Here is a 19,969-nt window from a genome sequence, read left to right on the forward strand (position 1 = left end):
CTTACACATTCCGGTTGTCGTTTAGCGTCAGACTCTGCTTAAGCGCGCTCCAGCGCACCTCGTCCTCTTCGGTGAACGCCCTGAGTGCCGAGAGGGTAAAAATCATCAATACCGGTTTGCCCGGCGTCTGCACGGCCAGCTGTTTTTGCCACAGGCGCTGCCCGTTACGGTCAAAGGTGGTCTCAACTTCCAGCCCGTTAATTTTTCCGTCAGGCCCGGCTTTTACGTTCCGGAATTCGCTCTGGGCAATTTCGCCCATCTGCGGACGCAGCACATCCCACTGGCGGTGGAACTCTTGTTCATAGTCGCTGCCATCGGGGATAACGCCGCGACTGACCACCACGGACAGCCCGCTTTCGTCATCGCGAATAATATTCATGCTGTTATCCTGCCAGGCAGCAGGAAAAAGGGAAAACGAACCTTCCTGGAGGGTGTATTTCATAAGTGAACTCGGGATGATTAATATTGTGAGAAACAAAAAGGCCAATCCATGCTGGCCCTTTGGCTGGCTGTTTTATTATTTACGCCATTGACCTGACTGTTCGACTAAAACCTGGCTGCCTTTGCTGACAACCAATTTCGCGGGTGCATACGTCACGGTGTAAGCGATATCGCCATTCTTGTACGTTGAGCCGATTATTTTACCTGCAGAGTCGTGCAACGTTTTTCCCTTTAAGGAGATCGTACTGTTATCACTTTTGCGCACGCCGAGATAAACCATCTGGTCACATTCGCTATCGAAATGGCCGCACCTGTTAATAAGAGAAATAGCGAACTTTTCGGTGTCGAGCTTTCTGGTTTCAGCGTTATGAACCGAAGCGGCTTTATGTAACGTATAACGCAGCGGAGCATAGTAATTTCCATTTTGAGGAGGAGTGGCTAAACGCCATTCCATTTCATCCCCCTTTATTTCCAGAACAGCACGTCCGCCTGTGCCGCCAAACGATGAGTTGAATTCAATATTGGCACGATTGCCATCGATCGTACCGGTAAGATTACGCTCATCATCTTCCGGGCAATCTATGCGGTTTCCTCTCTGGGAGATATAGCAATAAGACCCGGTGATACGGTTGCCTGATTCAGCTAACCGCAGGGTTAACGTCGAGTCGCTCCCGAATTCTCCAGCCCACTCCCCGTCAAACGCGAGGCCTGACTGGCTGTTCGTTGCAAAATGCATCGCATTGAATCTGGCGGCCCACTGCTGAATATCGGCATTTATAACCGGGCTATTATCAGAAGACTGGTAATGAATAACGTCCGACTCCGGAACCACCCAGGCCGCAAAGATTTTGCCGTCAGGATTGATGACCAGCGCGGACGCATTCTCCTGGTAGAGATCCTTTAGCCAGCCTTCAACAAACAATCCGCCACCTGTGGTGGTATGCGGTTCACCAAAGACATCAAAGTTATCAATAAAGGTCTGGTAATGATTTCCCAGCAACACCCTGAGATTATCTGTCACTTCGCTGTCGTTAACGATGCGGCTAACCGTATCGAGCTTATTGTATTGCGATAATACAAGCGCCGATGACGTTTCAAAGACGCCTGTCCATAAAGCGGTGAACAATACGACTGCCAGATATTTTTTGGTCATAAATCACTCTGAAGAACCATTGTCATAATTCATTGTTATTTTTACAACCTTACTGTCTTTAACCTCAAAAGAGAGTAATTTCTTACCCAATTCATAGGAAACCCACAGCTCCCCGGAATCATTTTCAACCTGGCCATCGCCGTATGCATTGTTCAGTGCTCTGATTGTTGAACCCACATGAACTCCACGCGGCGTAAAAATATCTGAGGCAGTCAGCGTAATCTGGGAGACGATATAATCATCAACGCTTCTTTCCGCTTTATCCCACCAGAGGTTGGAAGTGAATATTGCTAAACCAGCCTTTTGATGCTGGAAGAACTTATATTGGGTTCCGTCAAAAGGAACCTCACCGACAAAATGGCCTTCAAGCGGCACGTCAATTTTACGGGCAATATCAGGAGTCCATCTGTCGCCTAATGCGACAGGCTGGCCTTTAACCTTGACGGAAAAATCCTGTTTTGTCAGAACGGGCGACATAGCTTCTGCCAAAACCACATTGCTGCTCAGACAGATAAACATCAGGGCAGAACAAAGAAATGTCGGAGTGTGTTTTTTCACATTAGTTGTCATTCAATGAATATTTATTGCGCTTCTCACCACTGGAAACACCGCCAGGACATGGGAGCAGCGTTTCTTATTCGGCGCTTATGACGACTGAGCCCAGACAGTCAGGATTTTTCACGGTGAAACTGAAGCTCACCTTTTGTCCATTCATATCTTTTGGCGCTGTATAGCTGGTCACTTCGTTCTCCGAATGGCCGCGCGGATAATCAGTTAACCTCAGCTGCGGATAGCGCTTTTTAACGGTATCAAGCGTTATGCATTGACCTGAGGAGGATGAAAAATTCAGTAAAGGCGCCATGCCATCGTTATCATTGCTTAAACGTAACCCAATTGCGGTTATGTTCGTTCCATCAGCGAGTTTGATATCGTCGGCATTGTAGAAATTGATATATTCATTTTGCCTGGTCATTTTAAACGATAACGGCGCATTACTAAGGGTTGTAACGGATAACGTCTTAAGCGATGCACTCATCCCGGAAATGAACATCCAAAGATCCTTTTTCTGCGCATCTCCTCCAGCCATTCCCGTCGTTAGTAACGCGATAAGCACCGCACCTGCTTTACTCATCTTTGGCCGTAAATTTCGCCTGCACCGCCGCATCAATATCCCCTTTATGTCCGGAACCCGGCGCCGTGGTGCCCGGTTTTGTACCAGAGGTATTCAGATGCAGCTTACCGCCCGTGGTGATATAACCATCCCCTTCCACGAAGAAGTTAAACTCTTTGCCGATCAGGTTAATCTTGCCGTTAGCATTCAGCTCAATGGCGCTCTCGCCGGAGACCAGCCGCAGCTTCGTCCCGGAAGCAATGACGTACTGTTCCACCGCCGCATCCAGCTTGCCTTTACCCGTCAGGATCTCGGTGCCACCCTTCACGGCCTGAGTCTGGTTCGCTTCCACGCGATGGAGTTCATTTTTCTTCACGTAATGGCTGCGCGCCCCGCCGACGCTGTGCGTTTCATCGTTTTTAACGCTGGTGTCCATGTTGCGCTCGGCCTGGATCCACACCTGCTCTGCGCCCGCTTTATCCTCAAACCGCAGGGCGTTGGCATTGTCGACGGAACCGTCTTTCGTGCGGCTCATAAAGCCCATCTGCGTCGCCGCAGCCGGCAGCGCCCACGGCGGCATGCTCGCGTCGTTGTACACGCGACCGGTAATGATCGGACGGTCCGGGTCGCCGTTGATAAAGTCCACCACCACCTCATCGCCGACGCGCGGGATCTGCACTCCGCCGTAGCCCTGGCCCGCCCACGCGCTCGACACGCGCACCCAGCAGGAGCTGGTGTCATCGCCCTTCGCCAGACGGTCCCAGTGGAACTTCACCTTCACCCGGCCGTATTTGTCCGTCCAGATACTCTCGCCGTTCGGGCCCACTACCTTCGCCGTCTGCGGGCCGTAGGTGCGCGGCCACGCCGTGGACTGCGCCGGACGGTACACCACCGCCGAGGGGATGACCGTAAAATCGGTGCGGTGAAGGGTTTCACCCTCGCCGCTGGCGTAGCGGTTCTCTTCGAAGTGGTAACCCGCCGCCGTCACCAGATACTCCCCGTTGTCGCTGAAGAACGGTGCGTTGGTTAAGGTGAAGGTGTGGCCCGGCACAATCCCCGCCGCCGTGGCGGTGGCCTGAATCTGCTGATGTTCAACCTGCCAGCGCTCCTGACGGATACGGGCATAAAACTCCCCGTGCCCTTTGTCCACAAAGCGACCCGGCCAGTCGTACACGTCGATGCTGCCCGGCTTCGGCGACGCCGGGTTCTGCTGGGCCTGGAACAGCCACGCGTTCGGCTTGCGGAAGTCATAGTCGTCGAGGCTGTAAATCCCCGGCGTCACGCTGTCCTCCAGCGCCCACTGGCTGATGCCCTCCTCATCCGTACTGCCGCCTGACGGCGTCTGGTGGTAAGGAATGACCTCATAGCCGCTGAACGGCTGATGCTGCGTGGCGGCGTCGGTCAGCACCAGGGTGTGCTTGTCCGCCTCATGGCGGAAGTGATAGGCAATCCCCTCCAGCTCCATCAGGCGGCTGATGAAGTCCAGGCTCGACTCCTGATACTGCACGCAGTAGTCCCACACCCGGTAGCTGCCGGTGAGTTTATCCTCAACGTTGACCTGATGCTCAGCCAGCAGGGTTTTCACAATCTGCGGCACCGTCTGCCCCTGGAAGATGCGCAGGTTACGGTCGCGCTTCATCGGCCACAGGTCCGGCTCCACCGTCAGCTGGTACACCGCATAGCGGGTGCCCGTCAGCTCAACGGCGCTGACCGCCACGCGGGTAATCTTGCCGTTAACATAGCGGGACGTCAGCAGGCTCTGCGTCGGGATGGTCACCGTGACCGGCTGGCCCAGCAGCTTGCTGCGGTCGATGCGCGCGTCCGTGCCGAGCACGGTCAGCGTCAGCGCGAACGACTCGGACATCGCCTCGCGGCCCGTCAGTTTCCAGAACAGAAGCCCCTCCACCGGGAGCTGAACGGTAATTCGGTTGAGCATAATCTTTATTCCACTATGGGCTAATCTCGGTGTTCATTGAGATATTTTTTAAATCGTGCTTATTTAAGCCATAAACCTGAAAACATAAGGACGCTACCCAGGGAAACGACGCTTTTAGCAACGATAAGTAAGCCAGGCGTAACGACGCGTGTTATAGACGATATTGCTTCATAATTTTCAGCATTGTATTTTTTGTGCCCTCCTGTAATCCCGGAAAAGATCGTGCAGAGCAGCACAACGGTAATCTTTAAACCCCATACGCACAGGAAAGACATGGAAAAGATAATCGAATAGTGTTTCGCCGTTGCGACGGAGAATAATGACATTGACTGAGCGAACCATTTCAACATAAAACCAATAACAACCGTAGCCACTAGCACCAGAACGAACATCAACCCAGCAAGGAACCATTGTTTTTTGTTGAACAAATCTTTTCCATTCCAGATAAGCGCTAGTGCCCAAACCAGAAAGAGAAGAAAGAAAAACCAATGCATCTTAACATTCCACATTTATATATCATATCATTTTCGGCATCCATCTAACCTATTCGCATCAGACTGTTTTGCCAAACCAAACCCAATAAGCGCACTAACAGCACGATCTCGCAATTCTGCTAGTGAGATGTTACATAATGGTGTTAAGTCCCATTATTTTTTGTGTATCGCAATCAAAAGATGATTCTAATAGTTTGTCATTATATTTATACTGCATTTTCTGCTGACCTGAAAGATTGCTAACAGGTAAGTACTTACGATATCTATCTACATATTTTAACAACACATTCAAATTAGCATGTAAATCAATCACCATTCACTCATAATAAAATATATTTAATATGAACGCTAAAATTCATCAGGGTATTTCATTTTAAGATTTTGTTGTTTTATTCTGTAATTGGCATCAACCTCATGCGGGAGTCTAACCTTTAATCCTCGGCGGATTTGATCAACAATAAACCAGGCATCCGACAACCTTTCAAAAAACAACTCATCCGAATTATCAAACTCCTTCGCTGCATACATACCGAACGTCATCTTCCATAATTTCGCCTTATCCTTTTCCTTGCCTTCGATTAAATCCCGTAGAAATAACAATTGTTGCACAATAGAGTCGTACATTTGTAAAAGCGAGGAATTAGGATTGAGATTTTTGACCTCAGCACATCTCTTCTTTGCTAAAGTTAATGCTTTTTCAACATAATCCAAGACTGTTATTTCATTCATTATATTGAGTTAAATTATTAGATGAGAATACGTTTATTATATCCTACCACTTCCACTTTACAATATTAATCACCGCCTTTTATTTAAGAAAATAAGAGAGGCAAGAGGACAAATTAAAAACCACCTTTTATCAATGAGTGATTATCATTAAGAATGGCACGCTACAATAGCCGTGCAATAGGAATCATACAATTATAAAAAATTGTCCTCAGGTGCTCTATCGAATAACTCACCTGCCATTGTGGCGATACGTTCGTGTTGCACGAGTTTATTTTTCCACTCTTGGGGAATACCGGAATAACCATATAATGCTCCAGCTATTTGCCCCGCCGCCGCCGCAACGCTGTCAGCGTCATCGGCAAGATTGGCGGCCAGCAGAATTGCATCGCGGAAATTATCCGTATTCCATACCGACCACATCGCGGCCTCAAGCGTATCGATAACATAACCACTTGAACGAATCTCATCGCGAGTTTTTTGCTTATACTCACCCGCGTTAATGATCATTACACGCGCGCATAATGGGAAAACATGAGGCGAAAAAGCTTGTTCTTTTTGATAACCATTAATTAAATAGTGCAATACTAATCCGAGAAATTGACATGCATTAATTGACTCTACTGCACCATGAGTTGCTCGACTCTGAGCCTGGGATTCGAAGTAAATCGCACGCAACGATTTTCGACGAAAGATAGATACCGGGGCTTGACGAATAACACCAGCATTACCAGCCGTGTGCTTTTCTGTATTACCATACCAGGAAGGCCCAACGCGCATATACTGTTCAAGCGCAAATCGTGTCGTGTTCCCTATGTCAAAACAACGACCATTACTGCTATTATCCCCATTTAGGTACCATTTCAGGAGATATTGTCTAAGTACATCGGTATGCATTCTGTTTTCTGAAAGATAAGTTTCCGCCAGACATAATGCCATGGACGTATCATCTGTCCATTCCCCAGGTTTTAATTGAAAAGGCCCACCGCCAATCATATCCACTACATGTTCACTGTCTCTTTTCTTAAACTCAAGAGTAGTGCCGACTGCATCCCCAACAGCCAAACCCACCAGCGCCCCAAGCGCTTTATCACGTGAAACATCTTCAGTTGTGACTAAAGGCAATGTTACATCCCATGGGAGAGATGAATTCGACGCATCTATACTATTGCTTCTTATTCCTCTACGGAAATTAATTGGCATGCAGATATGATAACGATCGGCGTAATGATTGATTACTGAGTCTTTGCTGTGAAGATCTTCCATCATGCATTCTTTAAAAACGGATTAATCCAGAGAAACTTAACATGGATGTTATAATGCATCACTTCCTCTTATTTCCCCGAGAAATCAAACTGCTTAATTACTTTGCATATGGAGATTGATAGCAAGTATTTATTATAGTCAGAGTAAAAAAAATCTTTAGACATCAGCATAATCACATTTAAACCTTTCATCAAAAATTACTTATCACTTGCGATATCTTTTTTGCCTTTTCAGGTACTCTACGTCTTGCTCATGCGGAAGAATGATCTTTAATCCTTGCCCCATCTGCGAAGCAATATAATTAGCATTAGACAAATGCTGAGCAAGTTCTGCATCGGTGGTATCAAACTCTTTGGATGCAAGCACTCCAAGATTCAATGTGTGCAATTTACTTTTATCTTTTTCAGCACCAGTTAGAATAGATTTAATATAATCCAACTGATTCTTCGCCATAACATATAAAGAAAATGTAGGATTTTTTTCTAATCGATGATTTATTGCATCAATAGCATCATCGATATAATCCAGCGCGGTGTAATTTTCTTTACTCATGAGTCACCTTAAATATATCCTTTTCGCTTGAAAGCATTTGTATTGCCCCACCTTTTGTCTGATAGGGTACATCTTTCACTGACCAAGTATCAAGCGCGGGTAAAGAAGTACTACGTAACATCTCGACTTTTTGCTGTGAAACATAAGGTTTTGCTACTTTATCAACAACTTGATCAGTGCCATAAATGGTACCTTTTGGATTGATGCCCAACTCTGTTGGTTTAACATCTTCTCGAAGAGCATACCAGTTTCCCTGTCGACCACCTGGCACCTGGTTTTGATAGAGTGTTTTATTTCTATTTATCGTTTCAACACTCACTCTGTTTGTATAATCAATACCATTATCAAAGTCACGAATCTGTTGTGGTGTGAACCCCTTAGATTCGAGCCAGTTTCTTGCCAGTTCTTTATTTCCTCTTGCTGTAATATCCCTATTGAGATCACCCGTGCGTCCAAATTTTTCATTAAGTTCAGCTCTTCGGGCCGAGATATTTGGCTTAACCGGTTCGAGAACAGGCTTACCAGCCCGCCACGCATCAAACCTCGCCCCGCCCTTCATGCCAGTCCCGCCGCCGATAACCGAGCCGATCAGCATCCCCCATTTCTGACCGTCGCTACCTTCGCCAAACAGCATTCCCCCCGCAAAACTACCGACTGTCCCACCGCCCATCGCACCGAGGGTACTCAGAAGTGCGATTGCCGGACTGGCCAGCACCGCCATGGCTCCGGCACCAACGGCGAGCATCGTCCAGTTCACCCATTCCGGGATTTCAGGACTTATTTCATCGGTCTGGACCTTGCTTCCGCCGATGATAACATTACGCGATCCCTGGCTAATCTCAGCGCTGCATGTCAACTTATCGCCCGTGCGAGAGGCGGGAAAGTTGTTGATGTAAACTTTTATCGAACCTTCCGCAACCCGTTGCAGGCTACCGCTGTGTTCATCACACTCTCCGGCTGACAGATGAGCGCGGATAGCCTTTCGGCTGTTGATAAAGACATTGGGTGAACCTTCTTTTAGCGTACCGGTAGTATGGCGTGGAGCCCATGACATACTGCCGAGGAGCTCACCCAAGCCACCCGCAGCACACGCCCCAGCCGCAACGGCGGAAACAGCAACCAGCGCGGTCCCTCCGGTGACGACTACGGCAGCTGCCCCCAGAATGGCTCCGCCCACCAATCCTGCAATCATCCAGGCCTTTTGAGGCTGTATGTGCAATCTCATCATCTACGCGAGCAGCCTGACATTCGGACATGGCTATTCGGCTCGCTGTGCCATCAGATACCCACGTATCCGATCGGGTGTATTAAGTTGGTCAGAACCAGAGACCTGGCGGCATACGGAAAGCTGTGAAAGCAAGTGATGTGATTTGTCTGAGGAAGCCGTCCAGAGCGCGTAACGAAGAGGTTGGCTGTCCGGAACGGGTGCAATACTGAGTGGTTTACCCTGCTTTTCAAAAAGCAAATATTGCCCCTCTTTCGCCCGCTGAAGCGAAAGGTGTCCATACAGTTCCTGAATGTTTTCAAAGACACTCAATACCTTACTCTCACTATCAAGCGCAAAAAATGGCCCCTGGCTGTCGGCAGCAAGCATTTCTTTAGTTTCAGTCTGAGCCGGTTTGTGGAACTTAATACTGCGGATAATTTCCTGATATTGACTATGATAATAATCGCTAAACTCGCCCGAGCAAGTACCGATATAACACACCATCTTTTGGCCGCCAGGATGGTCACCGAGCAAAATAACGGTCTGCCTCTGGAAAATGATCGCATTATCATTTTTGAATTGATAAAAAAGCTCAACCGCCGGGAGACCATCAACAGAGGTCATCTGAGAGGATTCGAGACGAAAGTCGGGCACCGTAATTTCCAGCTCACGTACCAGCCGTGTTGCCGCATCATGGACTTTGTCTTCGTTTTTAGCACTCGCACGAGAAACAACAAAAGTAAACTCGCTGGCTCCGTTATCACTCAGGGTAAATAAATTCATGGTTCTGTCTTTAAATACATCGGGTAAGGCAAGGGATGCTTCCTGAAGAATATATTCAGCCATTCGGGTTACTCTTACTTATTGCCATTAATAACAAAAAAACTATCCACTTCCTGCTGGATTTCACCCTGAAGGGATGCGCCAGGCGGATCGATGACATTTTGTCCATCATCAGGGTTCAAGTGTAATTCGCCGGAAAGCGTATTAATTTGCGCATTCTGTTTCGCAGTAAAGTTAAAGTTATTACCAATGATATGGACGCTGCCGTCTTTTGATAGCTCGATGGCGCTTTCACCACATTCCAGTCTCAGCGTATTTCCTGCGGAAAGTATAAAATTATTAACGACTTTATCGTTTCGACTGTTCCCCGTCAGGCATACCACATCACCTTTAATCCCTGATTTCTGATTTTTCGCTACCCGTAAGGTTTCATCTTCGCCAACAAACTGGGTTCGATTTTTTTCAGTAGAATGTGTTTCGTCGTTTTTGACGTTAATATCAAGATTGCGCTCGGCCTGGATCCACACCTGCTCTGCGCCCGCTTTATCCTCAAAGCGCAGGGCGTTGGCGTTGTCGACGGAACCGTCTTTTGTGCGGCTCATAAAGCCCATCTGCGTCGCCGCAGCCGGCAGCGCCCACGGCGGCATGCTCGCGTCGTTATACACGCGACCGGTGATAATCGGACGGTCCGGGTCGCCGTTGATAAAGTCCACCACCACCTCATCGCCGACGCGCGGGATCTGCACCCCGCCGTAGCCCTGGCCCGCCCACGCGCTCGACACGCGCACCCAGCAGGAGCTGGTGTCATCGCCCTTCGCCAGGCGGTCCCAGTGGAACTTGACCTTCACGCGACCGTATTTGTCCGTCCAGATACTCTCGCCGTTCGGGCCCACCACCTTCGCCGTCTGCGGGCCGTAGGTGCGCGGCCACGCCGTGGACTGCGCCGGGCGGTACACCACCGCCGACGGGATGACCGTAAAATCGGTGCGGTGAAGGGTTTCCCCCTCGCCGCTGGCGTAGCGGTTCTCTTCGAAGTGGTAACCCGCCGCCGTCACCAGATACTCCCCGTTGTCGCTGAAGAACGGCGCGTTGGTTAACGTGAAGGTGTGCCCGGGCGCAATCCCTGCCGCCGTCGCGGTGGCCTGAATCTGCTGATGTTCAACCTGCCAGCGCTCCTGACGGATGCGGGCATAGAACTCCCCGTGCCCTTTGTCCACAAAGCGGCCCGGCCAGTCGTACACGTCAATGCTGCCCGGCTTCGGCGACGCCGGGTTCTGCTGGGCCTGGAACAGCCACGCGTTCGGCTTGCGGAAGTCATAGTCGTCGAGGCTGTAAATCCCCGGCGTCACGCTGTCCTCCAGCGCCCACTGGCTGATGCCCTCTTCGTCCGTACTGCCTCCTGACGGCGTCTGGTGGTAAGGAATGACCTCATAGCCGCTGAACGGCTGATGCTGCGTCGCGGCGTCGGTGAGTACCAGGGTGTGCTTGTCCGCCTCGTGGCGGAAGTGATAGGCAATCCCCTCCAGCTCCATCAGGCGGCTGATGAAGTCCAGGCTCGACTCCTGATACTGCACGCAGTAGTCCCACACCCGGTAGCTGCCGGTGAGTTTGTCCTCAACGTTGACCTGATGCTCAGCCAGCAGGGTTTTCACAATCTGCGGCACCGTCTGTCCCTGGAAGATACGCAGGTTACGGTCGCGCTTCATCGGCCACAGGTCCGGCTCCACCGTCAGCTGGTACACCGCATAGCGGGTGCCCGTCAGCTCAACGGCGCTGACCGCCACGCGGGTAATTTTGCCGTTAACATAGCGGGACGTCAGCAGGCTCTGCATCGGGATGGTCACCGTGACCGGCTGGCCCAGCAGTTTGCTGCGGTCGATGCGCGCATCCGTGCCGAGCACGGTCAGCGTCAGCGCGAACGACTCGGACATCGCCTCGCGGCCCGTCAGTTTCCAGAACAGAAGCCCCTCCACCGGGAGCTGAACGGTAATTCGGTTGAGCATAATCGTTAATCCATATGGCTTATGCGATACAAAGGATTTCTGTAACAAACCTGCCGTGCTGAATACTCTTCAAACCCAGGCATTTAATTTATGCAGGCTGTTTTTTATTAAAATAAATCAGCGAATAGATCTTTAAAAATTCCGACAACACAAACAACCCCAAATTTAGCCAAACATTCGAAACACCAAACATGCTTACTAATACAGGGAATAGTGGCACTGAAAATCTGAACGAGATGAGACGGAAAACTTCCTGAAACAGTGCAAATTTAATTGCGTAGGTCTTTCTTTTAAAGAAAAACCAGGCTGATGCAATAAGCGATAGTAAAAGAATCAGATCTAAAATGAAAAAGAGCGTTACCAGTCCGCCGCCTGAGACATCGTTTGTCAGGCTGTTAAAAGCCATAATATCTGAAATAAATGGAACTCTATCCTGCCGCAGTGCATTAATGCAGTAAAGTAAGACCGCCAGAACATCCATACATCCCCAGAAATACCATAACTTACTTTTTAAACTCATAATCTTCTTCTCTTACTCCTGGGATCCAATGCCATGATTTACCGCCAATAGCCCAGGCATCATCCCCTTCCTGATACTTTTGGTAAATAGAGCGCTTTTCTCCATAACGTCTGATGACAGACTGTTCAGAGAGTAATGCCCGCGAAGTGCTATCCAACTCTGCGGGTAAAGGGGTCCATTGTTGAATTTTGTCACGTGAGGTATTCATATAATCTTTACCGTCCGATCCAAAAACTCGCCCCTCATCCCCCATGCTTGTTAAACGGTTTATCACCATTACCAGAACATTTTTCGTGCCATGATAATCATTGTCTACCGTTTTCCAGTATCCCGGACCATAGTGAGCCGTTACAGGAACAAATGTATCTCTCGTTGGCGCGGGTTTGCCGAACAGAGCAACATTATTACGATAACGCTCAAGGACATAATTTATATAAGCAGAGTTATAACGCGTTTCATCAACACAAAATAACTCTCCTGATTCTGATATGAAAAAAGGATAAGTCGCCTTTGTCCGTTGCCGCCGGTCAATTAACACTACTGCACCCGTGTCAATTAAGCGCTCGATCTTATTAAGATTTTGTGCATACAGCGGATCAAAAACCGCGTTAGGATTAAATTCGTAGCGATGTCGTAACGTCAAACCCTCTATGCTGTGGAAAGGATTTGACACCCCGCGTACCACAACAAACTCGCGTCCTACATCGCTCCGGGCATAAACAGGAGAGACAATCTTTTCAAATTCCTTTGGATGAAGCCTTTGGTTTCGAAGATCGTACACTTCCATAAAATCTCCTGTTTATCTATTTACGGATTCACCAGCCAGGTGCCCGGCTTGGTAATATCCAGCGTCTGGCCACGCGTTCTTCCATTGCCCTGCAGTTCAATCTTCACCTCACCGGCCGGCAGCTTGAGCGATGCATAGCCGTTGGTCGCCGGACGCAGCGCTTTTGGCTCGCCGTTCACTTTCAGCGTTTCGCCGTCGAGGATGCGGATATAGACCAGCGCAACAGGGCTCTCGACAGGCGGCGGAGTCTGCTGGGCAGTCGCCTGCTCGTTAACCTTCGCCGTTTCCGGCTTCACGTCCGGCGCGTTTGCGGCGGTCTCAGTCGGACGCGTCTCTGCCGGCGCCTGTGCAGCCTGCTCGGGAGCATCGTTACCGCCGCTGAACAGCATCGCCCCGGCGACGATACCCACCAGCACGCCTGCGGCAACCATGCCCGGGATCTTGTAGCGGCGCCAGTCGAGCAGCGAAGCCGGTTTTTCGTCTTCGACCGGAACCAGCATCGTGCCGGGCTTTTTCGCCGTCAGCACGTCGTTGATACCTGCGACCGGCATCTCTATCAGCGCGGCGAACTCGTCGATTGACTGCGGACGGTCCTCCATGTGCAGCGCCAGCGCGCGGTCGATGGCCTGCAGCAGCGGAATGGAATAGCCCTGCGGCATGATTTCCACCAGCGGTTTGCAGGTATCCTGAATAGAGCGCACCACGCTGACCGGCGGCGGAGAACCCACAATAAGAGTACGCAGCACCGCGCCGAGGGCATAAATATCCGTCCACGGGCCCTGCTCGCTTTCGTTGTCGTCGGTGTACTGCTCGATCGGCGCAAAGCCCGGGCGCAGCATGGTTTCCGTTTCGTCGGAGAGGTTACCGATGGTGCGGCGCGCGGAGCCGAAATCAAGCAGCACCGGCAGGCCGTTATCCTGGATCTGAATGTTATCCAGCGAGATGTCGCGGTGCAGGTAGCCTTCGTTGTGGATGGTCTTGATCGCACCAAAGAGCATCGGCAGCGTGCGGCGGATCCAGGCCTCGTTAATCAGCTCCGGCTTTTCTTCGCGCAGGCGCGAAAGCGTGGTGCCGCTGTAAAACAGCGTCCCCATGTAGGCCGTGTCGTTTTGCACCCAGAAACGCAGAACGTGCAGCAGGTTCGGGTGGTTAAAGCGCGCCAGCAGACGCGCCTCCTGAATAAAGCTGTTCAGGCCCGCTGAAAACGCTTTGCCAAAACGCTCGCTTCGCAGCACCAGGGTCATGTCGTCGCCGCGCACGGCGAGCGAGGAAGGCATAAATTCTTTGATAGCGATAGTGCGTTCGAGCTGGTGATCCCACGCGCGATAGACGATGCCAAAACCGCCGCCGCCGATCACCTCTTTGATTTCAAACTCGTTGAAGCGGTACCCGACCGGGAGCGCGTTTGGGACAGTCCGATTGTTATCATTATCCGTCATCTTTTACAGTTCTCTTGATGATTATTACGCGGCAAACTGACAGTGAAACTCGCCCTGCTCGCAGGTGACGTGCAGACGTCGGTACTGCTCGTCGCTGCGGCTGGCGGTAAGTAAGATCTGGCTCATCTGAGGCAGCAAGGTGTTGGTCAGAATAGCATCCACCATGCGGCCGCCGGACTCCACCTCGGTACAGCGCTGAACAATCTGTTCCACCACGCTGTCGTCAAACTCAGAAATAATGCTGTGATTCTCTTCCAGACGACGCTGAATGCGCTTGAGCTGCAGGCGAACAATCTGCCCCAGCATCTCGTCGCTGAGCGGGTAGTACGGCACCACCAGAAGGCGGCCCAGTAGCGCCGGTGGGAAGACCTCCAGCAGCGGCTGGCGCAGGGCGCCGCTTAACGCGTCCGGCTCCGGCATCAGCTCCGGATCGGCGCACATGGCGCTAATCAGGTCGGTGCCAACGTTGGAGGTCAGAATAATGATGGTGTTACGGAAATCGATGTGGCGCCCCTCGCCGTCTTCCATCCAGCCTTTATCAAAGACCTGGAAGAAGATCTCGTGGACGTCCGGGTGCGCTTTTTCAATTTCGTCCAGCAGCACCACGCTGTACGGACGGCGGCGGACGGCCTCGGTCAACACCCCGCCTTCACCATACCCTACGTAACCCGGAGGCGCACCTTTTAAGGTGGAAACGGTGTGCGCTTCCTGGAACTCGCTCATGTTGATGGTGATAACGTTCTGCTCGCCGCCGTAGAGGGATTCGGCGAGCGCCAGCGCGGTTTCAGTTTTACCGACGCCGGACGGGCCGCACAGCATAAAGACGCCCACCGGTTTGTTCGGATCGTCCAGCTTCGCCCGCGAGGTTTTCACGCGGCGGGCAATGAGATCCAGACCATGACGCTGGCCGATAACGCGCTGGTTTAGCGTGTCGGCGAGGTTGAGCACCGCGTCGATCTCGTTTTTCACCATCCGGCCCAGCGGGATCCCGGTCCAGTCAGAGACCACCGCGGCAACCACGTTTTCATCCACCGCCGCAAACAGCAGCGGTTCATCGCCCTGCAGGGCGTTCAGCGCCTGCTGCTGTTCCGCCAGCTGGCCGCGCAGCTCAGCGCTATCTTCCTCACCCGCCGCGAACAGCGCCGCGCGCAGGCGAATGATCTCCTTCACCAGGCTGCGCTCTTCTTCCCAGCGCCGGGACAGGGCTTCGCGTTTTGCTTCATACGCGTCGCGATCGGCGAGTAAAGCGGTCACGCGATCGGCATCACCGGCCCCCACGCGCGCCTCGCGCTCCGCAATCTCAATTTCCACATCCAGCGCGGCAAGGTGGCGCAGGCAGTCTTCCAGCTGCGCCGGCGGCGCGCTCTGGCTGACCGCGACGCGGGCGCAGGCGGTGTCGAGCAGGGCTACGGCTTTGTCTGGCAGCTGGCGCGCCGGGATGTAGCGATGGGACAGCTTCACCGCCGCGCTGACCGCTTCGTCGAGCAGCAGCACCTGGTGGTGCGTCTCCAGCGGTGACACGGTGCTGCGCAGCATCAGAATGGCTTTCGCTTCGTCCGGCTCGTGAACCTGCACCGTCTGGAAACGGCGGGTCAGCGCCGGGTCTTTCTCGATGTATTTTTTGTATTCCGCCCAGGTGGTGGCGCCGATGGTGCGCAGTTGACCGCGCGCCAGGGCGGGCTTCAGCAGGTTCGCCGCATCGCCGGTTCCCTGCTGGCCGCCTGCGCCAATCAGGGTGTGGATCTCATCGATAAACAGAATGATCGGCGTGGCGCTGGACTGGACTTCGTTAATGAGCGCCTGCAGACGGGCCTCGAACTCGCCTTTCATGCCTGCGCCTGCCTGCAGCATGCCGATATCCAGCAGCCACAGCTGAATATTTTGCAGCGGCTCCGGCACGTCGCCGTCGGCGATACGCAGCGCCAGCCCTTCCACCACCGCCGTTTTCCCGACCCCGGCTTCCCCGGTCAGGAGCGGGTTGTTCTGGCGGCGACGCATCAGGATATCCACCATCTGGCGGATCTCCTCGTCGCGCCCGACAACCGGGTCAATCTTCCCTTCGCGGGCGCGGGCGGTCAGGTCCTGACCGTACTGGGCCAGCGTCCCCTGCGCCGCCGGTACCGCACCCGCCGGTGCGTCTGCGGCGGCAGCGGCCTGCTGCGTCTCTTTGCTGTTGGCGCAGATAGCGTCGAACTGCTCAATAAGCACCTCGACGTTAAGGCGGGTGAACTGCGCCGAGATGCTTTTCAGCACGTTAGCCAGGTTCCAGGTTTTGAGCAGGCCGATCAGCAAATGGCCGCCGCGAATACGGCTGACGCCAAACTTCAGCGATCCAAACACCCAGGCGCGCTCCACGGCGCTGTCGATATGCTCGGAGAGATCGGAAACGGAACTGGCGCCACGCGGAAGGACATCCAGCGCGGCAACGATATCGCGGGTCAGCTGCTGTTCATCGAGGGCAAAGTGGCGGATGACCTGCTGCAGATCGCCATCCTGCTGCTGCATCAGCTGATGCAGCCAGTGCACCAGCTCAACGTACGGGTTACCGCGCAGCTTGCAGAACGCAGTGGCGCTTTCCAGAGAGGTAAATAACAGCGTATCCAGTTTGCCGAAAAGCACGGCACGGCTAATTTCTGACATGTTAGTTTCCATTAACAATGATTCGGTATACGGAAGGATTACCGCTCTGCGCGATACACCAGATCGCCACGCGGGACGGGCTGCGGCTGAAGGCCCAGCCAGGTGTTATAGCCTAATCGCCCATTGCTGCCGAGCGTGGTGCCCTGCACCGCGTCTTCACGCAGGATTACCCGCGTTTCCCATTCAAACTCCACCCCGGCGTACTGACGCACCCAGTCGCGCAGCTCGGTGACCCACGCTTCCCCCGGCAGAAAACGGTTGTACTCCTCCGCGCTCAGCGGGCCAATCTCGATGCGAAACTTATGCTGCACGTCGCGGACGGCGACGCCGAGAAAGGCGGACTCCCCCATGCGCGGCATGCGGCGCCCTGCTCCCAGCTGCGCCTGCTCGCGCGTGGAAAGCGGCATCCACTGCGGCACGTTGCTGACCAGTTTGACCGGCGCCTTAAAATAGCCGGGTCAGGTGTCCGGCGTGGGTAAATCGCGCATGCGAGCTCAGGCTACCTTTGTTCATCTGCCCCGGCTGGCCCATGCCAATCAGCGACGCCAGGTACCCCTCAAAGCGCCTGTTATCGGCGCGATCCAGAGAGACCGCTGGCTGCGCATCCGCCCAGGCGCGGTAAAACAGCAGCGTCAGGCGATGATGGAACAGGTCGGCAAACGCGCTGAGGCTGGTGTCCTGATGATGATAAATACGCTCGCGGGCGTATTCGGTCATGTGGACCGGCAGCGGGCCGTTCGGGCCAAACAGGCCGAAGCTGAGGATAGATACATCATGCAGCCCGCTCTCCTCCCGCTGGCGGACCTGAGCCAGCGTCGACGGCGCAAAGCTCATCGACGGCTGCTGGCCGATGCGCAGCGGTTCAAATTTAGGCAGCGGCGCGCGTCCCAGCGGGTAGCGCTCGCCGCCCTGGGCATCAATGCGCCTTAACAGCTGAAACAGATCGTAGCGCCAGGGCGTCTCACGGACTCCGTGCCAGAACGCGTCCGGCAGCCGGGTCAGGCGATGCACGCGCAGCGGTGCAGTGGCAGCGTCACTCATATCAGCGCCCTTTTACCCATGCGCGGCGCCCAGTAGCCAATCTCGCCGCGCTGCTGACTCTTCAGGGTGAATTCCGTAAAGCTGTTGATGGATACCAGGCGGGCAAAGAGACGCTCCATCACGCTGCCAAAGAGCCACGGGCTGGCGCCGGAAAAGGCTCGCTCATCCACCGTCAGGGTAATGCCGATCCCGCGGGCGAAAACGACCGGGCCGGGTTCAGGCACGCGGCGGTGAACCGGCTCCAGCACACAGTGGCGTACCCCATCCACCTGGCGCGCAACGGGCGTTTCTGCCAGGTTGGCGTACAGCCCTAACAGCTGGCGCAGCGCGGCCGCGCCGTCTTCGTTTTCGCTGTCCATCAGGCTGAGGTAGTTCATCTGCAGCTGGCTGATGAGCCGCCAGGTGCTGAACCCTTCCGCCAGCGCCGGACGCGGTGGCGTCGGCCCTTTACGCAGGGTGAGGGATTTCACCGGCATGGAGTCGGCTACAATGAACTGCCCGAGCTCCTGCTGCAGCATCAGCGGCAGATCGCGGCTGGTGCAGAGCACCTCGGCAGAGATATAGCGCAGGTTTTCCTGCCACGGAGCGTGCTGTTCATCCACCAGCGAAACAAACACCTCCGAGCCGATATAGCCGGTGCGGGTGCCGTAGCGCAGGGCGTGCTCGGACAGCACGCGCTGTTCGCGGCGCAGGGAAAAATAGGCCCCGTAGTTGCCCGCATCGCCGCTCCAGGTGCTCCAGAATGGACGAAACGTCTGGTCATCGCGCTGACCGTCCGCGCTGCCATAGATTTTTTTGACCGCGTAAATTTCATAATCCAGCGGACGAATGTTATCGACCACCAGATGGTATTCATGCTGGCCTTCATTCAGCTTCTGACGCGCCGCGACCTTTGGGAAAAGGTTGATGACCGGCGTACAGTGCAGCGCCAGATGGCTGGCATCGACCACCCGCTCCAGCTGTTCATCCGACTTATCCAGCAGAATGAAGATGTCGAAGGCTTTTTCGCCTTCACAGCGCTGGATAAGCTTGCCCAGACCGCTCAGGCTAATGAAGCGGAAGCGGGCCGGAAACGCAAAGTACTCCTGCAGCAGGCGGTAGCCGTCAAAGTTGCGCAGATCGTCCGGAAGCAGCGCCTGGTCAGGATCAAAGCCCTCCTGGCGCAGCGCATCCGACGCCAGCAGCTGTCGCTGCGGCTGCGGGCTGACCGTCTGACAGACGATCCCGGCGTGGTGCTCCATCACCAGCTCCAGCAGCTTCAGCGCTTCAATATCCGGACCGCCGAGGAAGAATTCCAGACGGTCGAAATCCAGGTGCCCGAGGTTTTGCGGGCCGTCGCAGGCGATGCGGATCCGCAAGGCGCTGCCGATCCCCTGCTGGCTCAGCCCCAGCTGCGCCAGCGGCAAATCGGCTGGCACGCCGCCCAGTTCGACCTTGTCGATTTTCAGCGGCAGCAGGTTGACCTCGTGCGCCGTGGTATAGCTGCAGGTCACGCCGGTTTTTTTCAGCGCCAGGCTGTCCATCATGGTGCCGCGCGGCACAATGAAGCCCTTGCTCAGGTCGCCCCGGCTGCTGTCGGGCTCAATCTCCGCGATCGCCATCGACGGCGTGGGCGCGAGATAGTTAGGCGCAATCATCTCCAGCAGACGCTGGGAGAAGCGCGGAAACTCCGCGTCCATTTTCATCTGCACGCGGGAGGTCAGGAAGGCGAAGCCCTCCATCAGACGTTCGGTATACGGGTCCGCCACTTCGATGCCGCGCATGCCCAGCCGGCCGGCGACTTTAGGATAGCGTTCGGCAAACTCGGCCCCCATTTCGCGCAGGTAGGCCAGCTCGCGGTTGTAATATTCGAGCAGTTTACTTTCCATGA

Annotated in this window: 16 protein-coding genes and 2 pseudogenes; all 18 read right to left on the reverse strand. The window is 53.6% G+C overall.

The window, feature by feature from the left end; all coding sequences use genetic code 11:
• Position 1: 1 nt before the first annotated feature.
• The gene (locus LA04_RS15165; RefSeq protein WP_023330599.1) at positions 2–442 is read right to left on the reverse strand and encodes a DcrB-related protein; all 441 of its coding nucleotides are present in this window, start codon (positions 440–442) and stop codon (positions 2–4) included.
• Positions 443–517: 75 nt separating this feature from the next.
• A complete protein-coding gene (locus LA04_RS15170) occupies positions 518–1,594 on the reverse strand; it encodes a hypothetical protein (protein WP_047652253.1) in 1,077 nt (358 codons plus the stop codon).
• Between the two features lie 3 nt (positions 1,595–1,597).
• Positions 1,598–2,152, reverse strand: coding sequence for a hypothetical protein (locus LA04_RS15175; RefSeq protein ID WP_233443263.1), 555 nt, complete (start codon positions 2,150–2,152; stop codon positions 1,598–1,600).
• A gap of 76 nt (positions 2,153–2,228) precedes the next feature.
• Complete coding sequence (locus LA04_RS15180) at positions 2,229–2,726, reverse strand: hypothetical protein (RefSeq protein WP_233443262.1); 498 nt, start codon at positions 2,724–2,726, stop codon at positions 2,229–2,231.
• Positions 2,719–4,641, reverse strand: a complete 1,923-nt coding sequence (locus tag LA04_RS15185; RefSeq protein ID WP_047652256.1) for a type VI secretion system Vgr family protein — start codon at positions 4,639–4,641, stop codon at positions 2,719–2,721. Before LA04_RS15185 ends, LA04_RS15180 begins: the two co-directional genes overlap by 8 nt.
• A gap of 59 nt (positions 4,642–4,700) precedes the next feature.
• Positions 4,701–5,135, reverse strand: a complete 435-nt coding sequence (locus tag LA04_RS15190; RefSeq protein ID WP_047652257.1) for a hypothetical protein — start codon at positions 5,133–5,135, stop codon at positions 4,701–4,703.
• Positions 5,136–5,483: 348 nt separating this feature from the next.
• A complete protein-coding gene (locus tag LA04_RS15195; RefSeq protein WP_047652258.1) occupies positions 5,484–5,864 on the reverse strand; it encodes an immunity protein Tsi6 family protein in 381 nt (126 codons plus the stop codon).
• A gap of 192 nt (positions 5,865–6,056) precedes the next feature.
• Complete coding sequence (gene tri1 / locus LA04_RS15200) at positions 6,057–7,127, reverse strand: ADP-ribosylarginine hydrolase Tri1 (protein WP_047652717.1); 1,071 nt, start codon at positions 7,125–7,127, stop codon at positions 6,057–6,059.
• 204 nt (positions 7,128–7,331) lie between these two features.
• Positions 7,332–7,679: an immunity protein Tsi6 family protein gene (locus LA04_RS15205; RefSeq protein WP_045630822.1), complete on the reverse strand. Its 348-nt coding sequence runs from the start codon at positions 7,677–7,679 to the stop codon at positions 7,332–7,334.
• Positions 7,672–8,935, reverse strand: a pseudogene (locus LA04_RS23130) (polymorphic toxin type 46 domain-containing protein). Before LA04_RS23130 ends, LA04_RS15205 begins: the two are co-directional and overlap by 8 nt.
• 2 nt (positions 8,936–8,937) lie before the next feature.
• Entirely contained in the window at positions 8,938–9,732 is a 795-nt protein-coding gene (locus LA04_RS23135; RefSeq protein ID WP_052119557.1) for a DcrB-related protein, read from the reverse strand.
• Positions 9,733–9,743: 11 nt separating this feature from the next.
• Positions 9,744–11,672: a type VI secretion system Vgr family protein gene (locus LA04_RS15220; protein WP_047652259.1), complete on the reverse strand. Its 1,929-nt coding sequence runs from the start codon at positions 11,670–11,672 to the stop codon at positions 9,744–9,746.
• Positions 11,673–11,760: 88 nt separating this feature from the next.
• Positions 11,761–12,192, reverse strand: coding sequence for a hypothetical protein (locus LA04_RS15225; RefSeq protein WP_047652260.1), 432 nt, complete (start codon positions 12,190–12,192; stop codon positions 11,761–11,763).
• On the reverse strand, positions 12,176–12,979 hold the full coding sequence (locus LA04_RS15230) for a hypothetical protein (RefSeq protein WP_052119558.1): 804 nt from the start codon (positions 12,977–12,979) through the stop codon (positions 12,176–12,178). The genes LA04_RS15225 and LA04_RS15230 overlap by 17 nt, the downstream gene beginning before the upstream one ends.
• A 20-nt stretch (positions 12,980–12,999) precedes the next feature.
• Positions 13,000–14,418 (reverse strand): serine/threonine protein kinase, encoded by a 1,419-nt coding sequence (locus tag LA04_RS15235; RefSeq protein ID WP_047652261.1) that lies wholly within the window; start codon positions 14,416–14,418, stop codon positions 13,000–13,002.
• Between the two features lie 24 nt (positions 14,419–14,442).
• Positions 14,443–17,058, reverse strand: coding sequence for a type VI secretion system ATPase TssH (gene tssH, locus LA04_RS15240; RefSeq protein ID WP_047652262.1), 2,616 nt, complete (start codon positions 17,056–17,058; stop codon positions 14,443–14,445).
• A gap of 38 nt (positions 17,059–17,096) precedes the next feature.
• A pseudogene (tssG, locus tag LA04_RS15245) lies at positions 17,097–18,099 on the reverse strand (type VI secretion system baseplate subunit TssG).
• Positions 18,096–19,967 (reverse strand): type VI secretion system baseplate subunit TssF, encoded by a 1,872-nt coding sequence (gene tssF / locus LA04_RS15250; protein ID WP_047652263.1) that lies wholly within the window; start codon positions 19,965–19,967, stop codon positions 18,096–18,098. The pseudogene tssG and the gene tssF overlap by 4 nt, the downstream one beginning before the upstream one ends.
• Positions 19,968–19,969: the final 2 nt, after the last annotated feature.

It is taken from the genome of Enterobacter sp. UCD-UG_FMILLET, assembly GCF_000762975.1.
Taxonomy (GTDB): Bacteria; Pseudomonadota; Gammaproteobacteria; order Enterobacterales; family Enterobacteriaceae; genus Enterobacter; species Enterobacter dykesii.